General features: G+C 39.0%; 18 protein-coding genes. 1 reads left to right on the plus strand and 17 read right to left on the minus strand.

Annotated elements, in window-relative coordinates; all coding sequences use genetic code 11:
* Nucleotides 1–5 precede the first annotated feature (5 nt).
* Nucleotides 6–587, minus strand: coding sequence for a hypothetical protein (locus EL171_RS08415; RefSeq protein ID WP_005385350.1), 582 nt, complete (start codon nucleotides 585–587; stop codon nucleotides 6–8).
* A 291-nt stretch (nucleotides 588–878) separates the two neighbouring features.
* Here EL171_RS08415 and EL171_RS09940 point away from each other — a divergent pair, with 291 nt between their 5' ends.
* Nucleotides 879–4,523: a subtype B tannase gene (locus tag EL171_RS09940; protein WP_005385349.1), complete on the plus strand. Its 3,645-nt coding sequence runs from the start codon at nucleotides 879–881 to the stop codon at nucleotides 4,521–4,523.
* A gap of 150 nt (nucleotides 4,524–4,673) precedes the next feature.
* On the opposite strand, the gene cysK is transcribed toward EL171_RS09940, so the two are convergent.
* From cysK to EL171_RS08500, 16 genes are all read right to left on the minus strand, one after another.
* Nucleotides 4,674–5,609 (minus strand): cysteine synthase A, encoded by a 936-nt coding sequence (gene cysK, locus EL171_RS08425; RefSeq protein ID WP_005385347.1) that lies wholly within the window; start codon nucleotides 5,607–5,609, stop codon nucleotides 4,674–4,676.
* A 15-nt stretch (nucleotides 5,610–5,624) separates the two neighbouring features.
* The gene (locus tag EL171_RS08430) at nucleotides 5,625–6,074 is read right to left on the minus strand and encodes an RrF2 family transcriptional regulator (RefSeq protein ID WP_004698292.1); all 450 of its coding nucleotides are present in this window, start codon (nucleotides 6,072–6,074) and stop codon (nucleotides 5,625–5,627) included.
* A gap of 465 nt (nucleotides 6,075–6,539) precedes the next feature.
* Nucleotides 6,540–7,103 carry an alkyl hydroperoxide reductase subunit C gene (gene ahpC / locus EL171_RS08435; protein ID WP_004698190.1) on the minus strand — a complete coding sequence of 188 codons (564 nt, stop codon included), beginning with the start codon at nucleotides 7,101–7,103 and terminating at the stop codon, nucleotides 6,540–6,542.
* A 605-nt stretch (nucleotides 7,104–7,708) separates the two neighbouring features.
* Nucleotides 7,709–8,854 (minus strand): low temperature requirement protein A, encoded by a 1,146-nt coding sequence (locus tag EL171_RS08440; protein WP_005385343.1) that lies wholly within the window; start codon nucleotides 8,852–8,854, stop codon nucleotides 7,709–7,711.
* A 228-nt stretch (nucleotides 8,855–9,082) separates the two neighbouring features.
* Nucleotides 9,083–9,559: a helix-turn-helix domain-containing protein gene (locus tag EL171_RS08445; protein WP_232013614.1), complete on the minus strand. Its 477-nt coding sequence runs from the start codon at nucleotides 9,557–9,559 to the stop codon at nucleotides 9,083–9,085.
* Nucleotides 9,560–9,608: 49 nt separating this feature from the next.
* Nucleotides 9,609–9,824, minus strand: a complete 216-nt coding sequence (locus EL171_RS08450) for a hypothetical protein (protein WP_005385339.1) — start codon at nucleotides 9,822–9,824, stop codon at nucleotides 9,609–9,611.
* Between the two features lie 9 nt (nucleotides 9,825–9,833).
* Nucleotides 9,834–11,444 carry a CTP synthase gene (locus EL171_RS08455; protein ID WP_005385337.1) on the minus strand — a complete coding sequence of 537 codons (1,611 nt, stop codon included), beginning with the start codon at nucleotides 11,442–11,444 and terminating at the stop codon, nucleotides 9,834–9,836.
* 15 nt (nucleotides 11,445–11,459) lie between these two features.
* Entirely contained in the window at nucleotides 11,460–13,193 is a 1,734-nt protein-coding gene (gene argS / locus EL171_RS08460; protein WP_005385335.1) for an arginine--tRNA ligase, read from the minus strand.
* Nucleotides 13,159–13,617: a YwiB family protein gene (locus EL171_RS08465; RefSeq protein ID WP_005385333.1), complete on the minus strand. Its 459-nt coding sequence runs from the start codon at nucleotides 13,615–13,617 to the stop codon at nucleotides 13,159–13,161. The genes argS and EL171_RS08465 overlap by 35 nt, the downstream gene beginning before the upstream one ends.
* A 52-nt stretch (nucleotides 13,618–13,669) precedes the next feature.
* Nucleotides 13,670–13,951, minus strand: coding sequence for a GIY-YIG nuclease family protein (locus tag EL171_RS08470; RefSeq protein ID WP_039968938.1), 282 nt, complete (start codon nucleotides 13,949–13,951; stop codon nucleotides 13,670–13,672).
* Entirely contained in the window at nucleotides 13,941–14,582 is a 642-nt protein-coding gene (locus tag EL171_RS08475) for a peptidylprolyl isomerase (protein WP_005385330.1), read from the minus strand. Before EL171_RS08475 ends, EL171_RS08470 begins: the two co-directional genes overlap by 11 nt.
* A 228-nt stretch (nucleotides 14,583–14,810) precedes the next feature.
* Nucleotides 14,811–15,587 (minus strand): HAD family hydrolase, encoded by a 777-nt coding sequence (locus tag EL171_RS08480; RefSeq protein WP_005385327.1) that lies wholly within the window; start codon nucleotides 15,585–15,587, stop codon nucleotides 14,811–14,813.
* Between the two features lie 8 nt (nucleotides 15,588–15,595).
* A complete protein-coding gene (locus EL171_RS08485) occupies nucleotides 15,596–15,832 on the minus strand; it encodes a DUF1653 domain-containing protein (protein ID WP_005385326.1) in 237 nt (78 codons plus the stop codon).
* Between the two features lie 44 nt (nucleotides 15,833–15,876).
* Nucleotides 15,877–16,950 (minus strand): iron-containing alcohol dehydrogenase family protein, encoded by a 1,074-nt coding sequence (locus tag EL171_RS08490; RefSeq protein ID WP_039968936.1) that lies wholly within the window; start codon nucleotides 16,948–16,950, stop codon nucleotides 15,877–15,879.
* A gap of 143 nt (nucleotides 16,951–17,093) precedes the next feature.
* Nucleotides 17,094–18,425, minus strand: coding sequence for a branched-chain amino acid transport system II carrier protein (gene brnQ / locus EL171_RS08495; RefSeq protein WP_005385322.1), 1,332 nt, complete (start codon nucleotides 18,423–18,425; stop codon nucleotides 17,094–17,096).
* Between the two features lie 216 nt (nucleotides 18,426–18,641).
* Nucleotides 18,642–20,648, minus strand: coding sequence for a molybdopterin-containing oxidoreductase family protein (locus EL171_RS08500; protein WP_039968934.1), 2,007 nt, complete (start codon nucleotides 20,646–20,648; stop codon nucleotides 18,642–18,644).
* Between the last annotated feature and the right edge of the window lie 416 nt (nucleotides 20,649–21,064).

Genomic DNA, 21,064 nt, shown 5'->3' on the forward strand with positions numbered 1-21,064 from the left:
GCACCTCATTTCAAGACAATATCATCAAAATGTTGCTGATAAGCAACGACAAACATGGCATCTGCTATGGCGAAGAGATCCTGATCCGAACGACTACGGTCAAGCGGTCGTAATTGATGTAGCAATCTAGCTGGGCTATTAACCACAGTGCCATCCCAAGTGTATCGTTTGACCGCTTGTAACTCAATCTGTATACCAGAATCATCTTGTGCAGCCTTAATAACAGCATACATAGCTGGCGACGGTTTTACACTCTGCTGGGCTTGTATTAAGCTAGCCAAGGAATAATTCGTATCATAGGTAGCAGTCAATTCATATTCTGTAATAGCCCAATCACGAGCACGTTCGTCTACAGAATAAACAGTACCTTTCAATTTATAATGTGGTGCTGCATATTCTAGAGACTCTACAGAATAGGTATTTAAAAAGAATACATCCCTATTACTTGAACCATCACCATAAGAATATGTTTTTTCATACACATTTTTAAACTGTGGTGATCCATTCAACTCATTAATCGATATAGCTTGTGTCTGTATGGTGAAAGTTCCTAGCACCATACACGCTAGTAAGATTTTTCTAAGCATACTCTCTCCTTTATAATTGAAAGTCAATCAAATTACCAAAAGCATATCATATATTACGGAAATATGTACATATAATAAAAAACTACTTCAAATCATTAGAAGCAATATGTAATATTCTATGCACTTTAAATTTATTTATATTTTCCTATTCTCATCTTCTTTACACCCATCCAGTATTCATCTATATTTTCATAAATTGTACAAATATATCGATTTATGTTAAACTATATAAATATAAATAAATTTTAAAATTATAAATTATTATTTGAAATCTAGTTCGGAGAGTAATTCATGAAATCATCTAGGAAACGTAAGGTTACCGCTGCATTTTTTGCAGCTGCAGCGTTGGGTGGTGTTGCCCACGCAGCCCCTACCCTCAATATGAATGATTTGGTAGGTTCGAACACTACCACTGAATCAACGACGCAAGGTACTACAAATGTAGCAACCCCAGTCGTGCGACCTATGGCTACTCAGCCTACCCCTGCAACTACACAACCAATAGTTGTTGCACCACAACAGGCAGCCGTAAAACCTATACAGGCACAACCAATGGCTCCGGTTCGCGTAGCACCACCTCAAATGGTTCCTACACAAGCACAACCGGTAATGCAAACACAACAAGTTATGCAACCAAGTGCTACCACACAAGCGGATCCAAAGGTAACACCTTTAATTCCCCGTGTACGTCCAGTACCGGTAAACGATATAGCAAAAGCTTTATCTGATCAACAAAGAGCCGTTTCACAGCCACAATATGTTGTTAATAAACAAACTAATGCTGTAATGGAACCAACATTGGCTATGCATAGCTTGATGAATGTACAACGTAAAACTGAACCTGTTACAGTACAAAAACAAGTTGATGGCAAACAGCAAGTACAAACGACACAGGTACAACGTACTCCTGTAATGGTTCAACAAGAATCTACAACACCTTTAGTTATTGCTAATACAACTCAAACTAAAGCCGTTGTAGCAAAACAAAAGTTAACTATTCGAGATATTCAACGTGCAGAACGTGAAAGATTAGCTCAACTAGCAGCTGAAGAAGCAGCACAACAATCAGGTGCAAATCAAGTTGATCAGCAAATGGTTGCGCAAAAGCAAGCTGAAGCACAACGTCAAGCGGTAATTCTAGCAGAACAACAACGTCAAATGGCTATGCAGGCAGAACAGCAACGCGTAGCACAACAACAAGCCGAGGCGCAACGTCAAGCGACTATGCAAGCCGAACAACAACGTTTGGCGGCTCAACAAGCTGAGACTCAACGCCAAGCGGCTCTAAGAGCTGAGCAAGAACGTATTGCCGCGGAGCAAGCTGAACAAGCTCGTATCGCAGAAGCTCAACGTCAAGCTGCAGAACAAGAACGTCTTCGTATCCAAGAAGAACAACGCCGTATTGCAGCGCAACAACAAGCTGAACAACAACGTTTGGCAGCTCAACAAGCTGAAGCTCAACGTCAAGCGGCTTTGCAAGCTGAACAACAACGTTTAGCTGCAGAGCAAGCTGAAGCTCAACGACAAGCGGCTTTGCAAGCTGAACAACAACGTATTGCTGCAGAGCAAGCTGAGGCTCAACGTCAAGCAGCTATGCAAGCGGAACAACAACGTATCGCTGCAGAGCAAGCTGAGGCTCAACGCCAAGCTGCCTTAAAAGCTGAACAACAACGTATTGCTGCTGAACAAGCTGAAGCTCAACGTCAAGCTGCTATACAAGCAGAGCAACAACGTTTAGCTGCTCAACAAGCTGAACAAGCTCGTATCGCTGAAGCTCAACGCCAAGCTGCCTTAAAAGCTGAACAAGATCGCATTGCAGCTCAACAAGCAGAGCAACAACGTATCGCTGCAGAACAAGCTGAAGCTCAACGCCAAGCGGCTTTGCAAGCAGAACAACAACGTATTGCAGCAGAGCAAGCTGAAGCTCAACGACAAGCTGCCTTAAAAGCTGAACAAGAGCGTATCGCAGCAGAGCAAGCTGAACAACAACGTATTGCTGCCGAACCAGCTAAAGCTGAACGTGAAGCAGCAATCAAAGCAGAACAAGATCGCATTGCTGCACAACAAGCAGAAATGGCAAGACAAGTTGCCATCAAAGAAGAGCAAGAACGTTTAGCTGCCGAGCAATTAGCAAAAGAAGAAGCAGAGGCTGCTGCTAAAGCACAAGCTGAATCTGCTGCTAAGGCTCAAGCTGAAGCAGAGGCAAAAGCTAAAGCTGAAGCGGAAGCCGCCGCTAAAGCTCAAGCTGAAGCAGAGGCAAAAGCTAAAGCTAAAGCTGAAGCGGAAGCTGCCGCTAAGGCTCAAGCTGAGGCAGAAGCAAAAGCTAAAGCCGAAGCTGAGGCACAAGCTAAAGCTCAAGAAAATAAATTACCTCAATCTTATGTAGATGCTCGTAATGAAGCTTCCACAAAAGGTGCTGGTGTAACGGAAGATAAAAATATTCTTTCTCAACCAATGGAACCACCATTACAAGCCGATACATCTGCGAAGATTAGCCTTGCTTTCGACGTGAAAAATTACGAATCCATGTCTACTACAGTAGATAATAAGGAAATCAAATATCGCGCCTTCGAATATATCCCTTACGTGGCTAATCCAATCGATATCGATCAACAGTACATGAACATTTATGTACCAGAAGAATACTTCAACAATGGCACTGTAAATGGTTACAATACGCAAACAGCCCCTATCTTCATGCCAAATGCGGTAGGTGGTTATATGCCAAGCCAAGCTATGACTCCAAAAGTGGAAAATGGCAAACCTAATAGTGTTCTTTACGCATTATCCCGTGGCTATGTAGTAGCTTCCCCGGCTACCCGTGGTCGTACAAATAAAGCATCCGATGGCAACTTTATCGGTAAAGCGCCTGCAGTTATTGTTGACTTACAAGCTGCAACAGCATACTTACATGCTAACGATTCCACAATGCCAGGTAATGCAAATCGTATCATCACTAATGGTACAAGTGCTGGTGGTGCTGTATCCTTATTGCAAGGTGCCACTGGTAACAACTCTGACTTCCAACCATATTTACAAGCATTAGGTGCTGCTACAGCGGCAACCAATGTATATGCAGTTTCTGCCTATGCGCCTATTACAAACCTTGATGCGGCTGATATGGCCTATGAATGGAGCTATAAAGGTATTACATCTTTCAATAAAGTAACGATGGGCCAAGGCGAATTGCCTCAAGCCAACGTAGGTGGTAATACAGCTCCTCCGCAACGTACAATGCAACGTGTAAACTTGAATGCTGATGATGTAGCATACTCTAACTTACTAAGTGAACACTTCCCAGAATACGTAAACAATTTACAATTGCATGACTCTATGGGGCGTGTATTGAAACTAGATAAGAATGGCAATGGTACTTTCAAAAATTATGTGAAAGCATTCATCATCGATGCAGCTAATAAAGCACAAGCTAAAGGTACTGATTTATCTAAACATACATACTTTGTACGAGATAATAAAACAGGCGATATTAAAGATATTAACTGGGAAGCTTATAATCAATTTGTAAGTCGTTCTAAAGCACCAGGTGCATTCGACTCCCGTTCTAATGACTCTGGCGAGAATAGCCTATTCGGTACAAGTGCTACAGATAATAATCACTTTACAATTACTGCTGCATTACACGATACAACACCTAACCAAGATGTATACGTAGAAAATGCTAAAATCGTTACTATGATGAATCCAATGAACTATCTCGGTTCTCCAGCAGCGACAAATGCACGCTACTATCGTATTCGCTATGGTACAGCTGATAGCAATACATCCGTAGCCATCCCATTGATTGTAGGTACACGTGCTCAAAACCTTGGGTACAACGTAGATATGGCAACACCATTTGATGTAGACCATTCTGGCGACTACGATTTAGACGAATTATTCAACTGGATGGACAATATCGTTAAAAACGGTAGATAATAATAACTAAATACATACCATAACAAAAAAGGAGCTACCTAATAGCTCCTTTTTCTTATATAAAATTGTAACATTAAAAAAAAGCCCCTCTACCGAGGGGCTCTACTATCTTAGGAAAGCCAGATTATTGCTTTCACTAATCATATTCTATTATACTTCTGGGAATAATGCAGTGGACAAGTAGCGTTCACCTGTATCAGGAAGAATTACTACGATGTTTTTGCCTTTATTCTCAGGACGTTTAGCCAATTCTTGAGCAGCCCAAAGAGCAGCACCAGAGGAAATACCAACTAGGATACCTTCTGTATGACCAAATGCTTGAGATGTAGCAAATGCATCATCATTAGTTACTTGGATTACTTCATCATAAATGGAAGTATCTAAAGTATCAGGAATGAAGCCAGCGCCTAAGCCTTGGATTTTGTGAGGACCAGGTTTGCCATTGGACAATACTGGGGAATCAGTTGGTTCAACAGCCACAATTTTTACGTCAGGGTTTTGTTCTTTTAAATAACGACCTGCACCAGTCAAAGTACCGCCTGTACCAACACCAGCTACGTAGATATCTACTGTACCATCTGTATCTTGCCAGATTTCAGGACCAGTTGTTTTATAGTGAATTGCTGGGTTTGCTTGATTTACGAATTGACCCGCCTCGATGGCACCAGCTGTAGCTGTTACGATTTCTTTAGCTTTTGCAATAGCACCTTTCATGCCAAGAGAGCCATCAGTCAACACGAGTTGAGCACCATAGCCAAGCATCAATTTACGGCGTTCGATGGACATTGTTTCTGGCATTACGATTACAACTTTATAGCCAAGAGCAGCACCAACAGCGGATAAACCGATACCAGTGTTACCAGATGTAGCTTCTACGATTGTACCACCTGGTTGTAATTCACCAGATTCAACAGCTGCTTGAATAATTGCTGCAGCAATACGATCTTTAACAGAGCCACCTGGATTAAAGTATTCCAATTTAGCAAAAATATTTGCATCTGCGCCATATTTTTTACCAAAACGTGTAGCTGCCAACAAAGGTGTTTTACCAATTAATTCAACGAAAGATTTTGCAATATTAGACATAATAGTTACTCCTTATTAAATAGAACCATCCCAATTATCATATTTTGTATCAAGTTTAGCGTAAGTTCCATCAATTACATCTTGAAGAGTTACGTTTTCTAGATAATCATGAATATAGTTTTGTAATCCCGCCCAGAAACCAACAGTTCTCTCATTGATTACTGTATCAGTACTCACCCCTTCATCAAGAGTGGAGATAATAGCCATGGATTCTTCCGTGGCAAGCAAAATTTCAATAATAGTGTACTCTTTAGGGCTTTTAGATAAGCGATAGCCTCCGTATTTACCACGAATACTATCCACTAGGTTAGCGGCACCCAAACGAGCCACAATACCCTCAAGGTATTTCTCAGATATACCTTGTCGTTCTGCAACGGATCGCAAGGAAACCGGTTTATCCTGACCTTGCTCTGCTAAATCGATGAGAACCATCAATGCATAGCGACCTTTTGTGGAAATCCTCATATATCTTGCCTCTCTTTGTAAAAGTTAGTGCTAACACACCCCATGTTATAAAGCACTTATCCTACTTCATTTATAAAACCTTGTGTATCACTAGGAATTAATTTCATTATAGACCACTAAATCTAAAAATGCAAGAACTTATTTCCTACTTTTACAAGGGGGTATTTAAAACCCTTATATTTATTGGCCTAAGCCTATATTATTGATTTATTTTATTTTATTCTATTATTAGACTAGCAATCACACATATCGATACATTAACTATTTTACATAACACAAAAGGACTAGCCCGAAGGCCAGTCCTTTTGCGTATAGTTTGTAGTTTGTTATATGAGGTTTACCATGATGAATTGGAGAGGGTTCATCTGGTATTGGGACTTACCGTATCGTCAGGAAAACGATGCGCGCCCGTTTTGTCATTTGAGGAGTTGTCTAGATTATTCTAGCGTTTAAGTTATTTCTAAATTAGATTTTACCTACGAGATCAAGACCTGGTTTCAATGTGTCTTTACCTGGTTTCCAACGTGCAGGACACACTTGGTCACCATGTTTTGCTACGAATTGAGCCGCTTGTACTTTACGAACCAATTCTTCAGCAGAACGGCCGATACCCATGTCATGGATTTCAGCTGTACGAACGAAACCTTCTGGATCTACTACGAATGTACCACGGTAAGCCATAGCGGATTCTTCTTGGAATACGTCGAAGAAATCAGCTAATTCATGTTTTTTATCAGCTAACATGTAGTACTCGATTTTATTAATGCTTGGAGAAGCATCAGACCATGCTTTGTGAACGAATTCAGAGTCACAAGATACGGAGTAAACTTCGCAACCTAGTTCTTTCAATTCTGCATAAGAGTTTTGTACGTCTTCTAATTCTGTAGGGCAAACAAATGTGAAGTCTGCTGGATAGAATACGAAGATGGACCATTTGCCCAACACATCTGCAGTACTAACTTTTACTAATTCAGGTTTTTTGAAAGCATCTAGAGTAAATTCAGGAAGTTGTTTACCAATAATAGACATGTTATGTCCTCCTTAATTGAGTTCTAATGTAACAGTTATATTATTATCGGTGTACTTATCACCAAATCTATATCTATCTTTGTCTATATAATAACAAATATCATTCAAGATTGCAAGTGTTATTTTTAAATTTATCGATATATTTTTCAAGTTTTTTCGATATAAATAAAAAAGAAGAAAGATGCTCATTTCTGAGCATCTTTCTTCTTTTTACGTACTACAACAAATTTACTGCTTATAGCATGATCAAAGGATATTAGTCCCGCTAGGTTAGCAACACCTCGTCGTGCTATATGCCCCCTACATGAATTTGTAAGAACTTTTCATATTGAAAATAAACAAAAATGTTGAAATATAGCTGATTTTAGGGAAATACTTTTAGGTATTTTCAATGTCAGGATTTAAAAATGGGGCAAAAGTGGGGCAAAAACGAATGACTCACATTTGGTTTGAAAACCTATAATACCTAATGATTATGCCATACTAGATATATAGTGTTGTTATAAATAAATGTCAGTGCGAGTTCAAATCGGAGGATAAAATGGAAAAACAAATTAATGAAAAAAGGCCTTGGTTCCCAAAGCTTTTTTTATGTTATAATCTCATTAAAATATCCCCCAGTTAGATTTGGAATATTTTTTATTCTGTGTCACATAAAAATAAATAAAATGACTAGCTATAGCTAGAGCAAAAATGGTTGCAACACTCAGCACTATTATAGGATTAGAAGCGAAAACCAAAGCCAGAATCAAGGCAACCAGATAGAGTGTCGCTTGGATACAGTAGTAACTTTTCGAATAGCTAAGATAGTGTTTGTTATAGGGCCCATTTGCTAGGACAGCAGCTTGGAAGAGGCCAATTCCGATATAAAAGAAGCTGATTGAAGCGAGAAGATTAGCTTCAGGATTCAGAAGAAAACCCATCGCAACTGTCATCAACATAAGCCCAATGAAAATAGGATAGTGACTGTAAATTTGAAATAGTCCCTTTTGATTAGATTTTTCATCAATAGCATGGTCAAATTCACCAAAATAAAACAGGAACAGAGAAAGCATGATAATGAAATTTAGAACCGAATAAATCGAGAAACTCTCGGCTGTAAAGAAGCTAACTAGATTAATAACCATCTCTCCAAACGTAATAATGACAAGAAGGGAGACGCGCTCGATTATATGGGGAAGATTTACCTGGAAATGCTCATCTTTAGTAATCAAGAAAATTGGCACAATAAATGTTAGCAGAATACTAGCAATAAAGATATAGACTCCAACGTAAATAGGAAAAAGAGCTGCCAGATAGGCTCCTAAACTTTGTAGACCTGTTAACCATAGAAAACCTTTGATACTTTCCCGATTAGCATTATCGGTTGATTCTCTAAAAAATTCAACCAAATATTGAAAAAATAAGGTAAGGGTTAATGTGCCAACAGCCCAACAGGTATGATAGTACCATTGTTGCCAATTGTATCCAATCATATTGGATATAAAGAGCAGAAGTCCCATGTTGATAAACATGATTACCATATTAAATAACGAGTTCTTTCCATAGCGATTGGTATAAATGGTTTGAATCATCCAGGAATTGATGATAACCATGACAGAGATGAAGAAATCAAGTAAAGAATCCCAAGACAAAACAACGCTATGAAGAGGGTGAATTAAAGCAGTTGCTTTTGAAATTGCAAAAACAAAAACTAGGTCATAATAAAGTTCTGAAAATTCTACACGTTTATGTTTAATAAGAGTTGTCATCTTAAGTCCTTTCTATTTTAGAAGTACTATTTATTATAACAGAAAATGGTAATGAAAGAGAACGAGATGCTTAAATAACTTCATGTGACGCGAATTGTCAAAACCTTGGAGCACATTTTCACGTACCAGCTTACAGGCGGAGGGTTTGACGATTGATAATGAAGAATAAGATTATACAATAGAAAAAGCGAGCCTATGATCTGCACCCATTTTCTTGGACAGATATAATTAAGCTACTTTTTGGGAATGAGTTCGGTATTCTACCGGACTCATTCCTTTTAATTTGAGCTTAATGCGTTCCTTATCTGATTTTTGGGTTGAATCTATTTGTGTTTTAATTTCTTTCTTAGTCTTCATAGGTGATCTACCTTTAGGCTTGGGTTGCAACCCAAAAATTCCGTCATCTAAATACCGCTTTTGCCATGCTGCAATTAGACTAGGGTTGTCTAAATTAAATAATTCTGCTGTTTCTTTAAAGGATAACTTATTTTTCCACCTAGTTTCAAGAACTTTACGTTTAAAACCTGCTGAAAATACTTGTTTACTAATTTTATGGTCCAAATTATGACTAAGGTTAAACTTGTATATCCAGTTTCTTACAGTACTTTCAGGAATTGAAAGCTCCGTAGCAATTCTAAAGGGGCTTAATCCTTTTTCAAAAAGGCTAATGACTTTTTCTTTAACTTCTTTTGTGTATTTCGACATAAAAAACTGCGCCTCCAAAAATTGTGTCCAATTTTTGGGGTGCAGTTCATCATTTCTGAGCATCTTTCTTCTTTTTACGAACTACAATAGATTTACTACTTACAGTAGAATGATCAAAAGCGATTAAACCCGCTATATTAGCAAGCCCTCTCCGTGCTATGTGACCAGTTGTAGATTGTTCTTTTCCAGATTTACCATATACAAACTGCTCTAGTTTGAGTGCAGCTAATATAAAGATACCTATAATAGATAAAATGGATCCCATTTCTATTCTCTATTTTTTAAGTTCCAAAATCGCATCTACGAAGCCGCGGAATAATGGATGTGCATTATTCGGACGGGATTTAAGTTCTGGATGCGCTTGTGTACCGATGAAGAATGGATGGTTTTTCACTTCAATACTTTCCACAAGGCGACCATCTGGAGATGTACCAGAGATAACAAGTCCCGCATCAGTCAATTGTTGACGATATTCATTGTTAAACTCATAGCGATGACGATGACGTTCATAAATCAAATCTTCGCCATAAGCTTCATGAGTTTTTGTACCTGCTTCTACTTTGCATGGATAGATACCTAGGCGCATTGTACCGCCTTTTTTATCTACATCCACTTGATCACTCATCAAGTCGATTACTTTGTACTTAGCATTTTCGTCAAATTCGCTAGATGTAGCACCTTCCATACCACATACGTTGCGAGCAAATTCCATTACTGCAGATTGCATGCCAAGGCATAGACCAAGATATGGAATATTGTTTTCACGAGCGTATTGGATTGTGCGGATTTTACCTTCTACACCACGGGAACCAAATCCACCAGGTACGATGATACCTTCAACACCATCAAATACCTCTTTAGGATCTACAGATGTATCATCAAGTTCTTCGGAGTCAATCCAACGAATATTTACTTTAGTACCCGTAGCAATACCAGCATGATCTAGAGCTTCAACTACGGATAAATACGCATCATGTAATGCTACATATTTACCAACGATAGCAACTGTAATGTCTTTACTAGGGTTCAAGATTTTATGAACCATTTCTTTCCATTCAGCCATATCGCAAGGGCGTTCTTCAAGGCCTAATTTTTTGATAACAATGTCATCAAGACCTTGGTCTTGCATCATCAATGGCACTTCATAGATGGAGCTACAAGTTTGATTTTCAATAACTGCTTCTGGTTCTACGTCACAGAACAAAGCAAGTTTTTCTTTCATTTCATCAGAAATATGTTTTTCGCTGCGGCATACCAAGATATCTGGTTGAATACCAATGCTGCGCAATTCTTTTACGCTGTGTTGTGTAGGTTTAGTTTTCAACTCGCCTGCTGCATTGATGTAAGGTACCAATGTTACGTGAATGTAAAGTACATCATTACGGCCTACTTCTTTTTTCACTTGGCGGATAGCTTCCATAAATGGCAAGCTTTCAATATCACCTACAGTACCGCCGATTTCAGTGATAACTACATCTGCGTTATCCTCTTTACCTACGCGGTATACGTTTTGTTTGATTTCATTTGTAATGTGTGGAATTACTTGTACAGTGCTGCCCAAGTAATCACCTTTACGTTCTTTATTGATTACAGACCAGTACACTTTACCTGCTGTAATGTTAGAACGTTTACTAAGGTTAATATCGATAAAGCGTTCATAGTGACCCAAATCGAGGTCAGTTTCAGCACCGTCATCTGTTACGAATACTTCACCGTGTTGGTAAGGGCTCATCGTACCAGGGTCGATATTAATGTATGGGTCAAATTTTTGAATCGTTACATTGAAACCGCGGTTTTTAAGCAAGCGACCCAAGGATGCTGCTGTAATCCCTTTACCAAGAGAAGAAACAACGCCGCCAGTTACGAAAATATACTTAGTTGCCATGATGCCTCCCACCTATTACATTTTTTCCGGAGCGGAAATACCTAAAATACCCAAGCCTTGACGAAGTACGAGGGCAATCGCTGTGATTAATCCTAGACGAGCTTGTTGCAACGCTGGATCTACGCCAATGATACGACCTTGACGATAGAAGGAATGGAACATGCTTGCCAAATCGAATAAGTAACGAGCAATACGATGTGGTGCATGATGTTCGGCAGATTGAACGACCTCTTCTGGATATTCAGCTAATTTTTTAATCAATTCTAATTCCATTTCGCTTGTAAGCGTTGTGAAATCAGTTTCACTATAATCACCAAATGCAATGCCTGCTTCACGCACTTGGTTGTAAATGCTGTGAATACGGGCATGAGCATATTGAATATAATATACTGGGTTATCATTGCTACGAGATTTAGCCAAGTTAATATCAAAATCAAGTTGGCTATCTAGAGAACGCATCAAGAAGAAGTAACGAGATGCATCTACGCCAACCTCTTCAATCAATTCATCTAATGTAACGCTATCACCGCTACGTTTAGATAATTTAACGAGTTGTCCATCGCGGAACAATGCTACCATTTGTAACAATAATACTGTTAGTTTATCTGGGTCATAACCAAAAGCAGCCATAGCAGCTTTTACACGGCATACATAACCATGATGGTCAGCGCCCCAAATATCAATCATTTCTTTGAATCCACGATCATATTTATTGCGGTGGTATGCAATATCTGCTGCTAAATATGTAGGAACTCCATTATCACGAATAACTACGCGGTCTTTATCATCACCATAGTCAGTAGATTTCAACCACAATGCACCGTCTTTTTCATACACTTTGCCAAGAGCCTTTAACGCCTCTACGGAGTGATGAATTTCATCAGCTTCATGAACAGTACGTTCAGAGAACCAATTATCGAAAGTAACACGGAAATTGCTTAATGTTTCCTCTAAGCGAGCTAATTTTTCTTTTAAGCCCTCTTCTTTAAACAATGCTACACGATCAGCTTCGTTCATAGCATTTAATTTATCGAAGCCTTCGCGTTCTGCAATAGTTTTTGCAGTCTCGATAATATCAGGACCACGGTAGCCATTTTCAGGGAATACGAGAGCCCCTTCTGGAATATCGAATTCAGGCATGGAACCATCTTCGTTGCGCTTAGGTGGGAACACTAATGTAGCACCTTGCAACTCTTGGAAACGGTACTCAATGGAGATAGCCATATTATCGATTTGGTTACCTGCATCATTGATGTAGTACTCGGATTGTACATTGTAACCTGCTGCACGCAACAAGTTTACAAGGGCACTACCATACGCAGCACCACGACCATGTCCGACATGTAACGGACCTGTTGGGTTCGCACTTACGTACTCTACTTGAATCGTATCGCGTGCACGCAATGGTTGAACGCCATACTGATCGCCAGCATTTAAAATAGCTTTCAACGTATCGTATACCATATCAGATTTCAAGAAGAAGTTGATGAAACCTGCACCAGCAACCTCAGCACGTTCGAGCCAATCAAAATTCATATGGCTAATCAAAGCCTCTGCAATAGCACGAGGGTTTTGACGAGCTACACGAGCGGATTGCATTGCAATGTTTGTAGAAAAATCACCGAATTCTTTTTGAGGTGGCACTTCGAGAACGATTTCTGGATATTCCCCAGCTGGTAAGCCACCGCTGTTAATCGTATCTTGTAATGCCTGTTCAATCCCCGATTTCAGGATTTCCTTCATTTCCATGCTCTGTATCCTCCCGCACGTCTATATCTAACTGATTATAAAATTGCCATTCACCTTCGACGGAAATGTCATATCCTAAATGAACATGACCTACACCTTCGTGAAAGTCTACTGTTAATTCATGAGTATTCACGGCCATGTGCAAATCACCATACGGTGTTTCATACACGGATTCGCGCTCTTCACCACGGACATATTGATGACGCATATTAACAGCCCCTGTTCGAAGCAATACAATAGAGTCATCATGGATTTTAATGGTCGTCTTTACCCCATCTAAGCCAGTCACACTAGATTCTTCGTAACGCACATACTGGGCATTACCCTTTTCATGTGATGTACCTGGGGAAATCAGTTCCACTACGGTATCCTTGCCGTCCATATCTCGTTGTACACTTTTTACGGACACTAGAACCCGCTTCATTTTTCAACCTCCATGGCAGTAATTAATCATCATATTATACCATAATCAAAGACTATTTTACACCCTCAATGAGTCGCAATTTCTTAGTCTTTGTCATCTGTTTTATGGCATATTCTCTACGTTGTGCATCTTGTTTATTGTGAAAGCTTTCAGAATACACCAATTCAACAGGACGTCGCCCTCTCGTATACTTAGCACCGCCTGGAATAAGCCCATTATGAGCCTCTATACGGCGTTCAATATCGGTGGTCCACCCACAATACAAGGAATCATCTGCGCAACGCACCAAGTACACATAGTGCCGCTCTTCAGACTTAACCTCCTTATTTGCCATTTTTTGCATCATCAGTAATCGGTTCCAACGTAATAGTATTGATGATTACTGGCTCTACTGGTTTATCATTACGGCCTGTTTTTACTTTGCCAATTTTTTCAACTACATCCATACCTTGTACTACGGTACCAAAGATAGTGTGTTTGTTATCTAACCAATCTGTAGGTCCCAAGGTAATAAAGAACTGAGAGCCCCCTGTATTAGGGCCTCGGTTTGCCATGGCAAGAACGCCCATTTTATTGAAGTGTAAATCATTGGAGAACTCATCAGGAATGGTATAACCTGGACCGCCAGCACCTGTACCATCTGGATCCCCGCCTTGAATCATAAAGCCTTCGATAACGCGGTGGAATGTAACACCATTATAGAAACCTTTTTTCACTAAGTAATCAAAGTTTTTTACAGTAATAGGCGCTTTAGAGCCTAGCAAACGAACTTTGAATTGACCATAATTTGTATCAAAAATAGCATACTCATCAGCAATTGGCGCATTAGAGAAATTAGGCATAGTTACAGTTTCTGCTTTTACAGTATTACCTTGTGGTTGTTCCCCACTTTTTGTACCACAAGCTGCTGTACCAAGCATTGTAATCCCCAACATTGCGCATAAAGCCAAGCGTTTCCAGTTCATAGTTCCCCCAAAATATATTGTTTATACTAACATGTATGTAAAATTCACATAGAAAAGCCGCTCAACCCGTGAGCGGCTCTTTTTTAGTATATCATGTTTTAGAGAAAATTTGGTTTAAATAATTATTAAATTTACCAATTTATATAACCTTATACTTTCAGTTATATATCAGTCATTATTTACCATCAAATTGTTCAGTTTTTTAGTCTACAATGAGGACATTAGAACTCAATCAATCCACTTGAAATGCTTACACGCATTATAAATACCATCCTTATCACAGTCGGTAGTGATATAATCGGCTTTTTCTTTCAATTCAGCACGGGCATTTCCCATGGCAATATTAAGCCATTCTGGCCTAAACATAGATAAATCATTATATCCATCACCAAATACTACGGCTTGATTAGGTTTCATACCAAAATGATCAAGCATATTGCGAATACCCAAAGCTTTTTCCATTGGTTCATATAAAACACAGCCATCGCCATAACGAATGAGCTTATGCGTCATATGCTCAATTTCTTTTTCCTCTTCTTCCCCTTCTTTAAAGAACACATAAATCTTATAAAACTCTTCTACATTATGAAAGTCAAAATTAGGATCTACTGTCGTTTTAAAAACATCCCAATTCGGATGCCAATCTAATATTTCCTTATACGGCGTAATTCGGCCTAATTTATTCCGATCTGTTACAGCCCAAGGAATATTATGGGACTCTAAATATTCCAAATAGTTAATGCATGCATCACGATCCATGCCAATCATGGACACTAGTTCATTATTAACAGTAACACTATGTCCGCCATCTGCCACAAAATCTGTAAGCCCCGCTTGTTCCGCAAAACGCTTTGCATCTACTTGGATACGGCCTGTTGCTAGTGCCACCCTATGACCACGGCGCTTTAATTCATCTAAGCTATATTGAGCACTGTCAGGAATTTTACCTTCCGGCCACACAGCTAAGGTATTGTCTATATCGAAAAAGAAAAATTTCTGTTCCACAGGCCCTCCTAATCACGTCCGCTCATTAACTTAAATCGCTCTTTCTGCTCTACATCAGGATATTTTTCTTGATCCACATCACTCAAAAACATATCTAGTGGTCGTACATATAAGTCACGTTGATCATATAATTTTTGATACACTACGAACTGTTCACTCGTTTCCGAATGAGTTGCAACATCTAACACATAATAGTACATGCCTTTAAAATGACGATATAAGCCACCCTTTACAATTTTTCGCATTTATAACCTCATCACATAACATACACAAACGGTTACAAATTATATTAATCAAGAGATTCCATGTATTGAATAGCCTTAGTCAACATATCTGCTGTAATTTTGTACGGAGATACATCAATATCATGAACAGATGTAGCCTTTTCAACAATTTGAGGAATATGCGATGCAGTAAGACCTAACTGTGAAAGTTTAGTAGGCCAACCTAATTCGCGGTATATTGGCAACCACCGTTGTAATTCATCCATTTGTTGGTCAACGGTTAACAAAATAAGTAAGCCATATGCTACCATTTCACCATGCAAATGGTTTTCTTCTGTTTCTTTATTAGTAACACAGCCATAACATACAGCATGAGCCATATTACTATTATATGCCATAGGAACACAACCCGATACAATACCGGTAGTAAAGATAACAGTCATAGCAATGGTATCAAATGCATCACTACGTTTTTTAGCTTGACTGTCTTTATAGGCTTGTATACCATGTGCTAAAATTGGTTCACTACACATAGAAGCTAGAGTAAGGCCTAACTGAGTATTATAATCTTGCTCACGATTGCGAGCAGAAAGATGAGTTTCATAGTGTTTTGCAATAGTATCTCCCATTCCCGCCCACAAGTAACGGCTTGGTGCTTCTACGAGAATATCAGCATCAATAAAGCAGTGCACAGGAGGATGATTTACAAAGGCTACGTCATCAAAAGTATGCTCTGCAGTGTATACAGCTGCTACTTCTGACGTTGCAGCACAAGTAGAGGCAATGGTCGGAATTGTAAAGAATGGTTTATCATCTAACTCTAGAGCTACTACTTTTACCGTATCCATGGCCTTACCGCCACCAACAGCAAACATAAAGTCCGCATCTTTTACAGAAGCCATTTGTGCAATTTCCTTACCTCGAGAGAAAGTACACTCTCCACCAAAGTGAATAATATCTAGCACTTTAATCCCTGCTTTATCAAGCACTGGACGAATGTGTGGCAAAGCTTTAGAAAGAGCTGTCTCACCACCAATGATAACTACAGACTTACCATATAATTTTGTAAATTTGGGAATAGCGTCAAACACCTCATGACCGCCAAAACTATAACTAGGTAAACAATGAGTACTACGCATAAAATCTTCCTTCCTTCTTTCATTATCTATATTCTTATTATAGAAACTTCTACTCACAAAATCAATTTTATATGACAACCCTTAAGACACTAAAAAGGTTCTATACTTTCACCCAAAACGAAAGTATAGAACCATTAATGATATTATTTATTTTCGGACACAAGACCTTTATGGATAAGACCTACAACGAAGCCTAATACCGCAAAGCTCACCCAGCCCATCCCAGCAGCCTGGAATGGAATGTATTGAGTAAAGAGCTGTTCCAATGCAACAGGTGCAATACCTGCCGTTTCAAGACCAGTCATAAGAGCAGAGATCATTGTGAAAGCCATTGTCCATGCGTATACGCAACGACGACCACCGAACACATTGTGAAGAAGTGCCAACAAGATGATTACAATCGTTAACGGATACAAGAGCATCAACACTGGAATCGCTGCACTGATGATTGTTTTCAAACCGAACATGCTAAGACCAAATGCTGCTACGGAGAAGATTACTACATATAATTTATAGCTAATCTTCGGTGTCAACTTGTGGAAGTACGTACCACAAGAAGTGATAAGACCGATACTTGTAGACAAGCAAGCTAGAAGAACGATGATAGCCAAGATAATTTGACCGAATTCACCGAACAAGTAGTTAGCACTTACGGACAACACAGGAGCACCTGTATCAAACAAACCAAAACGTTCAACACTAGTAGCACCAATGTTAGCGATAAATACATAAACAATACCGAGAAGACCTACAGCAATAGCGCCTACTTCCATTACTGTTTTTGTAATAACCGCACGAGATGTAGCGCCGCTAAGACGAACAAAGTCGATTACAAGAATAGCAAATACTACGGAAGCCAACGCATCCATCGTATTATAGCCGTCCAAGAATCCTTGCAACACAGCTGTAGGTGCATCACCATAAGCTGGTTGTGGCACTGCATAGCCGCCTAGCGGAGTCATAAAGGATTTAATAATTAACAACAGAATTACAAGTAGTAATGCTGGTGTCAAAATATTACCGATACGATTAACAAGCTTTTGTGGACTAATGGATAACCACAAAGAAACACCAAAGAATAATGCCAAGAAAATTGGTTCCATATTCATGCTTAAACCTTCTGTGAAAGGTTTAATTGCAATTTCATAAGCTACAGTACCAGTACGTGGCGTCGCAAACATTGGACCGATACTCAAGTAAAGAGAAATTGTGTACAACAAGCCATAAATCGGATGAACACGGCTCGCAAGTTCTTCAACATCTTTACAGGAGGAGTACCCCATCGCTGCAACACCTAATAGTGGAAGGCCTACACCTGTTAATATGAAGCCGAGCAAAGCCCAACCTACGTTATCACCAGAATGTTGACCTAAGGCCGCTGGGAAGATCAAGTTCCCTGCCCCAAAGAATAGGGCGAATAACATCATGCCTATAGCCCAATAGGCACGGGCAGATAATTTATCATTACCATTCATAAACGTAACCCCCTTCAGGTTATATATAGAAATAATATTACTATTATAATCCTAATGAGGATATGTATGCAATAAAAATATCGTTATTATGATATGTCGGCATAGCACTATTCCCGTAAGTAAAAGGAATTAAGCACCATAATAAATACTATATAGTATTTATTATGCTGTTCTCTTTTATATACTCACCTTATATATCATTTTCATATTCTTATCTTATGCGTCAACCTTTTTAATATGAACTTGTACATCGTAGAATGTACTACCCCAACCTTCATCTGTAGGGCGGTCTGCAGTAAGCGCATTAATAGCTACATTTGGATCACTAGATTGTGATTGCCACCACACGCCAAGTGTTACTAATGTACCTCGTTGTACCTCTTCATCATAGTAAGCTTTAATTTTTACACTACCACGATTATTATAGATTTCTACTTCATCCCCATCATTAATGTTATATACCTTTGCATCTTCAGGGTTGATACGAAGTTTCATAAGCTCAGGATCATCAAACTCGAGTTCACAGAAGCTAGAATCTAAAATACGAATATCGTTCCCTATGATAAGCCAGAACGGTGCATTATCTCCATATGGCGGCAAATAACGAATTAATGGTTCCACATCATGTGGATTATATAGCTCTATTTTTCCAGATGGCGTTTTAAAATCTAATTTGTAATTTTCAGGCAATGTCATCTCTACAGGTTCACCTTGTAAGATTACATCTTGATCGACCTCAGATATACGACTAGATGTACGAACAATTTGTTCTATTAACGCCCGTTCACTAAGGTTAAAGAATTCATCTTCAAGCCCCATTCGCTTAGCTAGTTCAGAAATCACTTGCCAATTGGATCGAGATTCACCAATAGGATTGATTAATTTATAGCCAGTTCCGATGGTATAGTGCCCATAGGAGTTATATATATCATCATGTTCTACTGATGTTGTGGCGGGCAATACAATATCCGCATATTTACATGTGTCAGTAAAGAATCGTTCGTGAACAACCGTAAACAAATCATCTCTCATCAAACCTTTTCGCACCACATTTTGATCAGGTGCTGTTATGGCAGGGTTACTAGAGAACACATAGAGACTATGAACTGCTGTACCTGATGGATTTGTAAGCATTTCGCCAAGTTTAATCATAGGCATCAATCGCTTGGCTGGTGCAGCAACATGAGCCTGCTGCATAACTTCTTTGCCAACAAACTTACTGCCACTAGCACTGGATAGCAAACCACCGCCTAAATATTGCCAAGCACCAACTACAGCAGGTAATGCATTAATGGCGCGACAACTCATGGCACCATTCCCATATCGAGATAATCCGCTGCCAAGACGAATGAATGGAGCCTTAGCCTTAGCGTATGCATGAGCAAACTCAGTCATACGCTCTACGGAAACGCCACAAAGTTCAGATGCTTTTTCCGGTGTAAAGTCAATTAACACATCATTTACAAGCTCATCATAACCTTGTACATGTTTCTTAATAAAATCTATATCTGCTAATCCATCTCGATGAATAATATGAAGCATACCTAACGCTAAGGCGACATCACTACCAGGTTTTACGTAAATATGTTCATGAGCTTGGTTAAAGGTATAGGTTTTATGAGTATCAATAATCCAAACTCGAGCGCCATTCCGTTTTGCCACGTTTACATCATGTAAGATATGAACGTCGGTAGCAGTTGCATTAATGCCCCACAAAACAATTAAATCACTATGTTGTGCCTCTTGCGGCTTAATAGCTAATGTATCACCGTAAACTGAGCGGAAACCGGCCTGCTTAGCGGGAGAGCATATACCTCGATCCTGGTCCGTCGCACCAATACGGCGGAAAAAGTAATCTGCTGCTGGGCTTTGAATAACTCCCATAGTGCCGGCATAGGAGTAGCGTAAAATACTTTCACTACCATAAGTACTAATGGTGTCTTTAAAATTATTAACAATGATATCTAATGCCTCATCCCAGCTGATACGCACATATTGATCTTCTCCAATACCTTTCTTGCCAACCCGTTTCATTGGGTACTGTAAACGCAACGGAGAATGAACCACTCGTTCATAATGCGCCATCTTAGGGCATAATGTGCCTCTTGTAAAAGCATGATCTCTATTACCACGAACAGATACCACTCTATTGTTATCTACCGATACGATTAAACCACATGCATCTGGACAGTCATATGGACATACTGATTTGTATTCTTTCAAAATAAGCACCTCGCTTATAAATTATATAAACTATAGGATGTATATTTATATTATATTACAGCATCCTTTGTATAAGTGTAACCTTTAATACATTTTCTAACTTTGTAAAGATTAAGAATACTGCATATATTGCATAACAATACATTCAGTTATCACAATACGTTAATATACTCATCAATATTTTTTATATATAATACTGAATATTTCAAGTTTTATCGATATTTATCCATTCTCATTCTTACTCAAAGCCTAAACAGATATACTAATAAGCTCTATAAAAATACTGCAAATCTATAAAAAAATTATGCAATCATAACTAAAAGTCATAACCATATAGTTTTAGGTATAATCAGTTGTTTCAGTAACTGCCCTAGGAATATGTGACAAACATCACCGGTACGTATGCGTATTTAGTA

Origin of the sequence: Veillonella dispar, assembly GCF_900637515.1 — a bacterium.
In the GTDB taxonomy this organism is placed as follows: Bacteria; Bacillota; Negativicutes; order Veillonellales; family Veillonellaceae; genus Veillonella; species Veillonella dispar.

Bases quoted from the DNA above. Each gene is read 5' to 3' on its own strand.
- EL171_RS08490 (WP_039968936.1), bottom strand. From the start codon at position 16,950: ATGCGTAGTACTCATTGTTTACCTAGTTATAGTTTTGGCGGTCATGAG.
- ahpC (WP_004698190.1), bottom strand. From the start codon at position 7,103: ATGTCTATTATTGGTAAACAACTTCCTGAATTTACTCTAGATGCTTTC.
- EL171_RS08415 (WP_005385350.1), bottom strand. From the start codon at position 587: ATGCTTAGAAAAATCTTACTAGCGTGTATGGTGCTAGGAACTTTCACC.
- EL171_RS08465 (WP_005385333.1), bottom strand. From the start codon at position 13,617: ATGAAGCGGGTTCTAGTGTCCGTAAAAAGTGTACAACGAGATATGGAC.
- EL171_RS08470 (WP_039968938.1), bottom strand. From the start codon at position 13,951: ATGGCAAATAAGGAGGTTAAGTCTGAAGAGCGGCACTATGTGTACTTG.
- EL171_RS08430 (WP_004698292.1), bottom strand. From the start codon at position 6,074: ATGAGGATTTCCACAAAAGGTCGCTATGCATTGATGGTTCTCATCGAT.
- EL171_RS08445 (WP_232013614.1), bottom strand. From the start codon at position 9,559: ATGTCGAAATACACAAAAGAAGTTAAAGAAAAAGTCATTAGCCTTTTT.
- brnQ (WP_005385322.1), bottom strand. From the start codon at position 18,425: ATGAATGGTAATGATAAATTATCTGCCCGTGCCTATTGGGCTATAGGC.
- EL171_RS08455 (WP_005385337.1), bottom strand. From the start codon at position 11,444: ATGGCAACTAAGTATATTTTCGTAACTGGCGGCGTTGTTTCTTCTCTT.
- EL171_RS08450 (WP_005385339.1), bottom strand. From the start codon at position 9,824: ATGGGATCCATTTTATCTATTATAGGTATCTTTATATTAGCTGCACTC.
- EL171_RS08475 (WP_005385330.1), bottom strand. From the start codon at position 14,582: ATGAACTGGAAACGCTTGGCTTTATGCGCAATGTTGGGGATTACAATG.
- EL171_RS08485 (WP_005385326.1), bottom strand. From the start codon at position 15,832: ATGCGAAAAATTGTAAAGGGTGGCTTATATCGTCATTTTAAAGGCATG.
- cysK (WP_005385347.1), bottom strand. From the start codon at position 5,609: ATGTCTAATATTGCAAAATCTTTCGTTGAATTAATTGGTAAAACACCT.
- EL171_RS09940 (WP_005385349.1), top strand. From the start codon at position 879: ATGAAATCATCTAGGAAACGTAAGGTTACCGCTGCATTTTTTGCAGCT.
- EL171_RS08440 (WP_005385343.1), bottom strand. From the start codon at position 8,854: ATGACAACTCTTATTAAACATAAACGTGTAGAATTTTCAGAACTTTAT.
- argS (WP_005385335.1), bottom strand. From the start codon at position 13,193: ATGGAAATGAAGGAAATCCTGAAATCGGGGATTGAACAGGCATTACAA.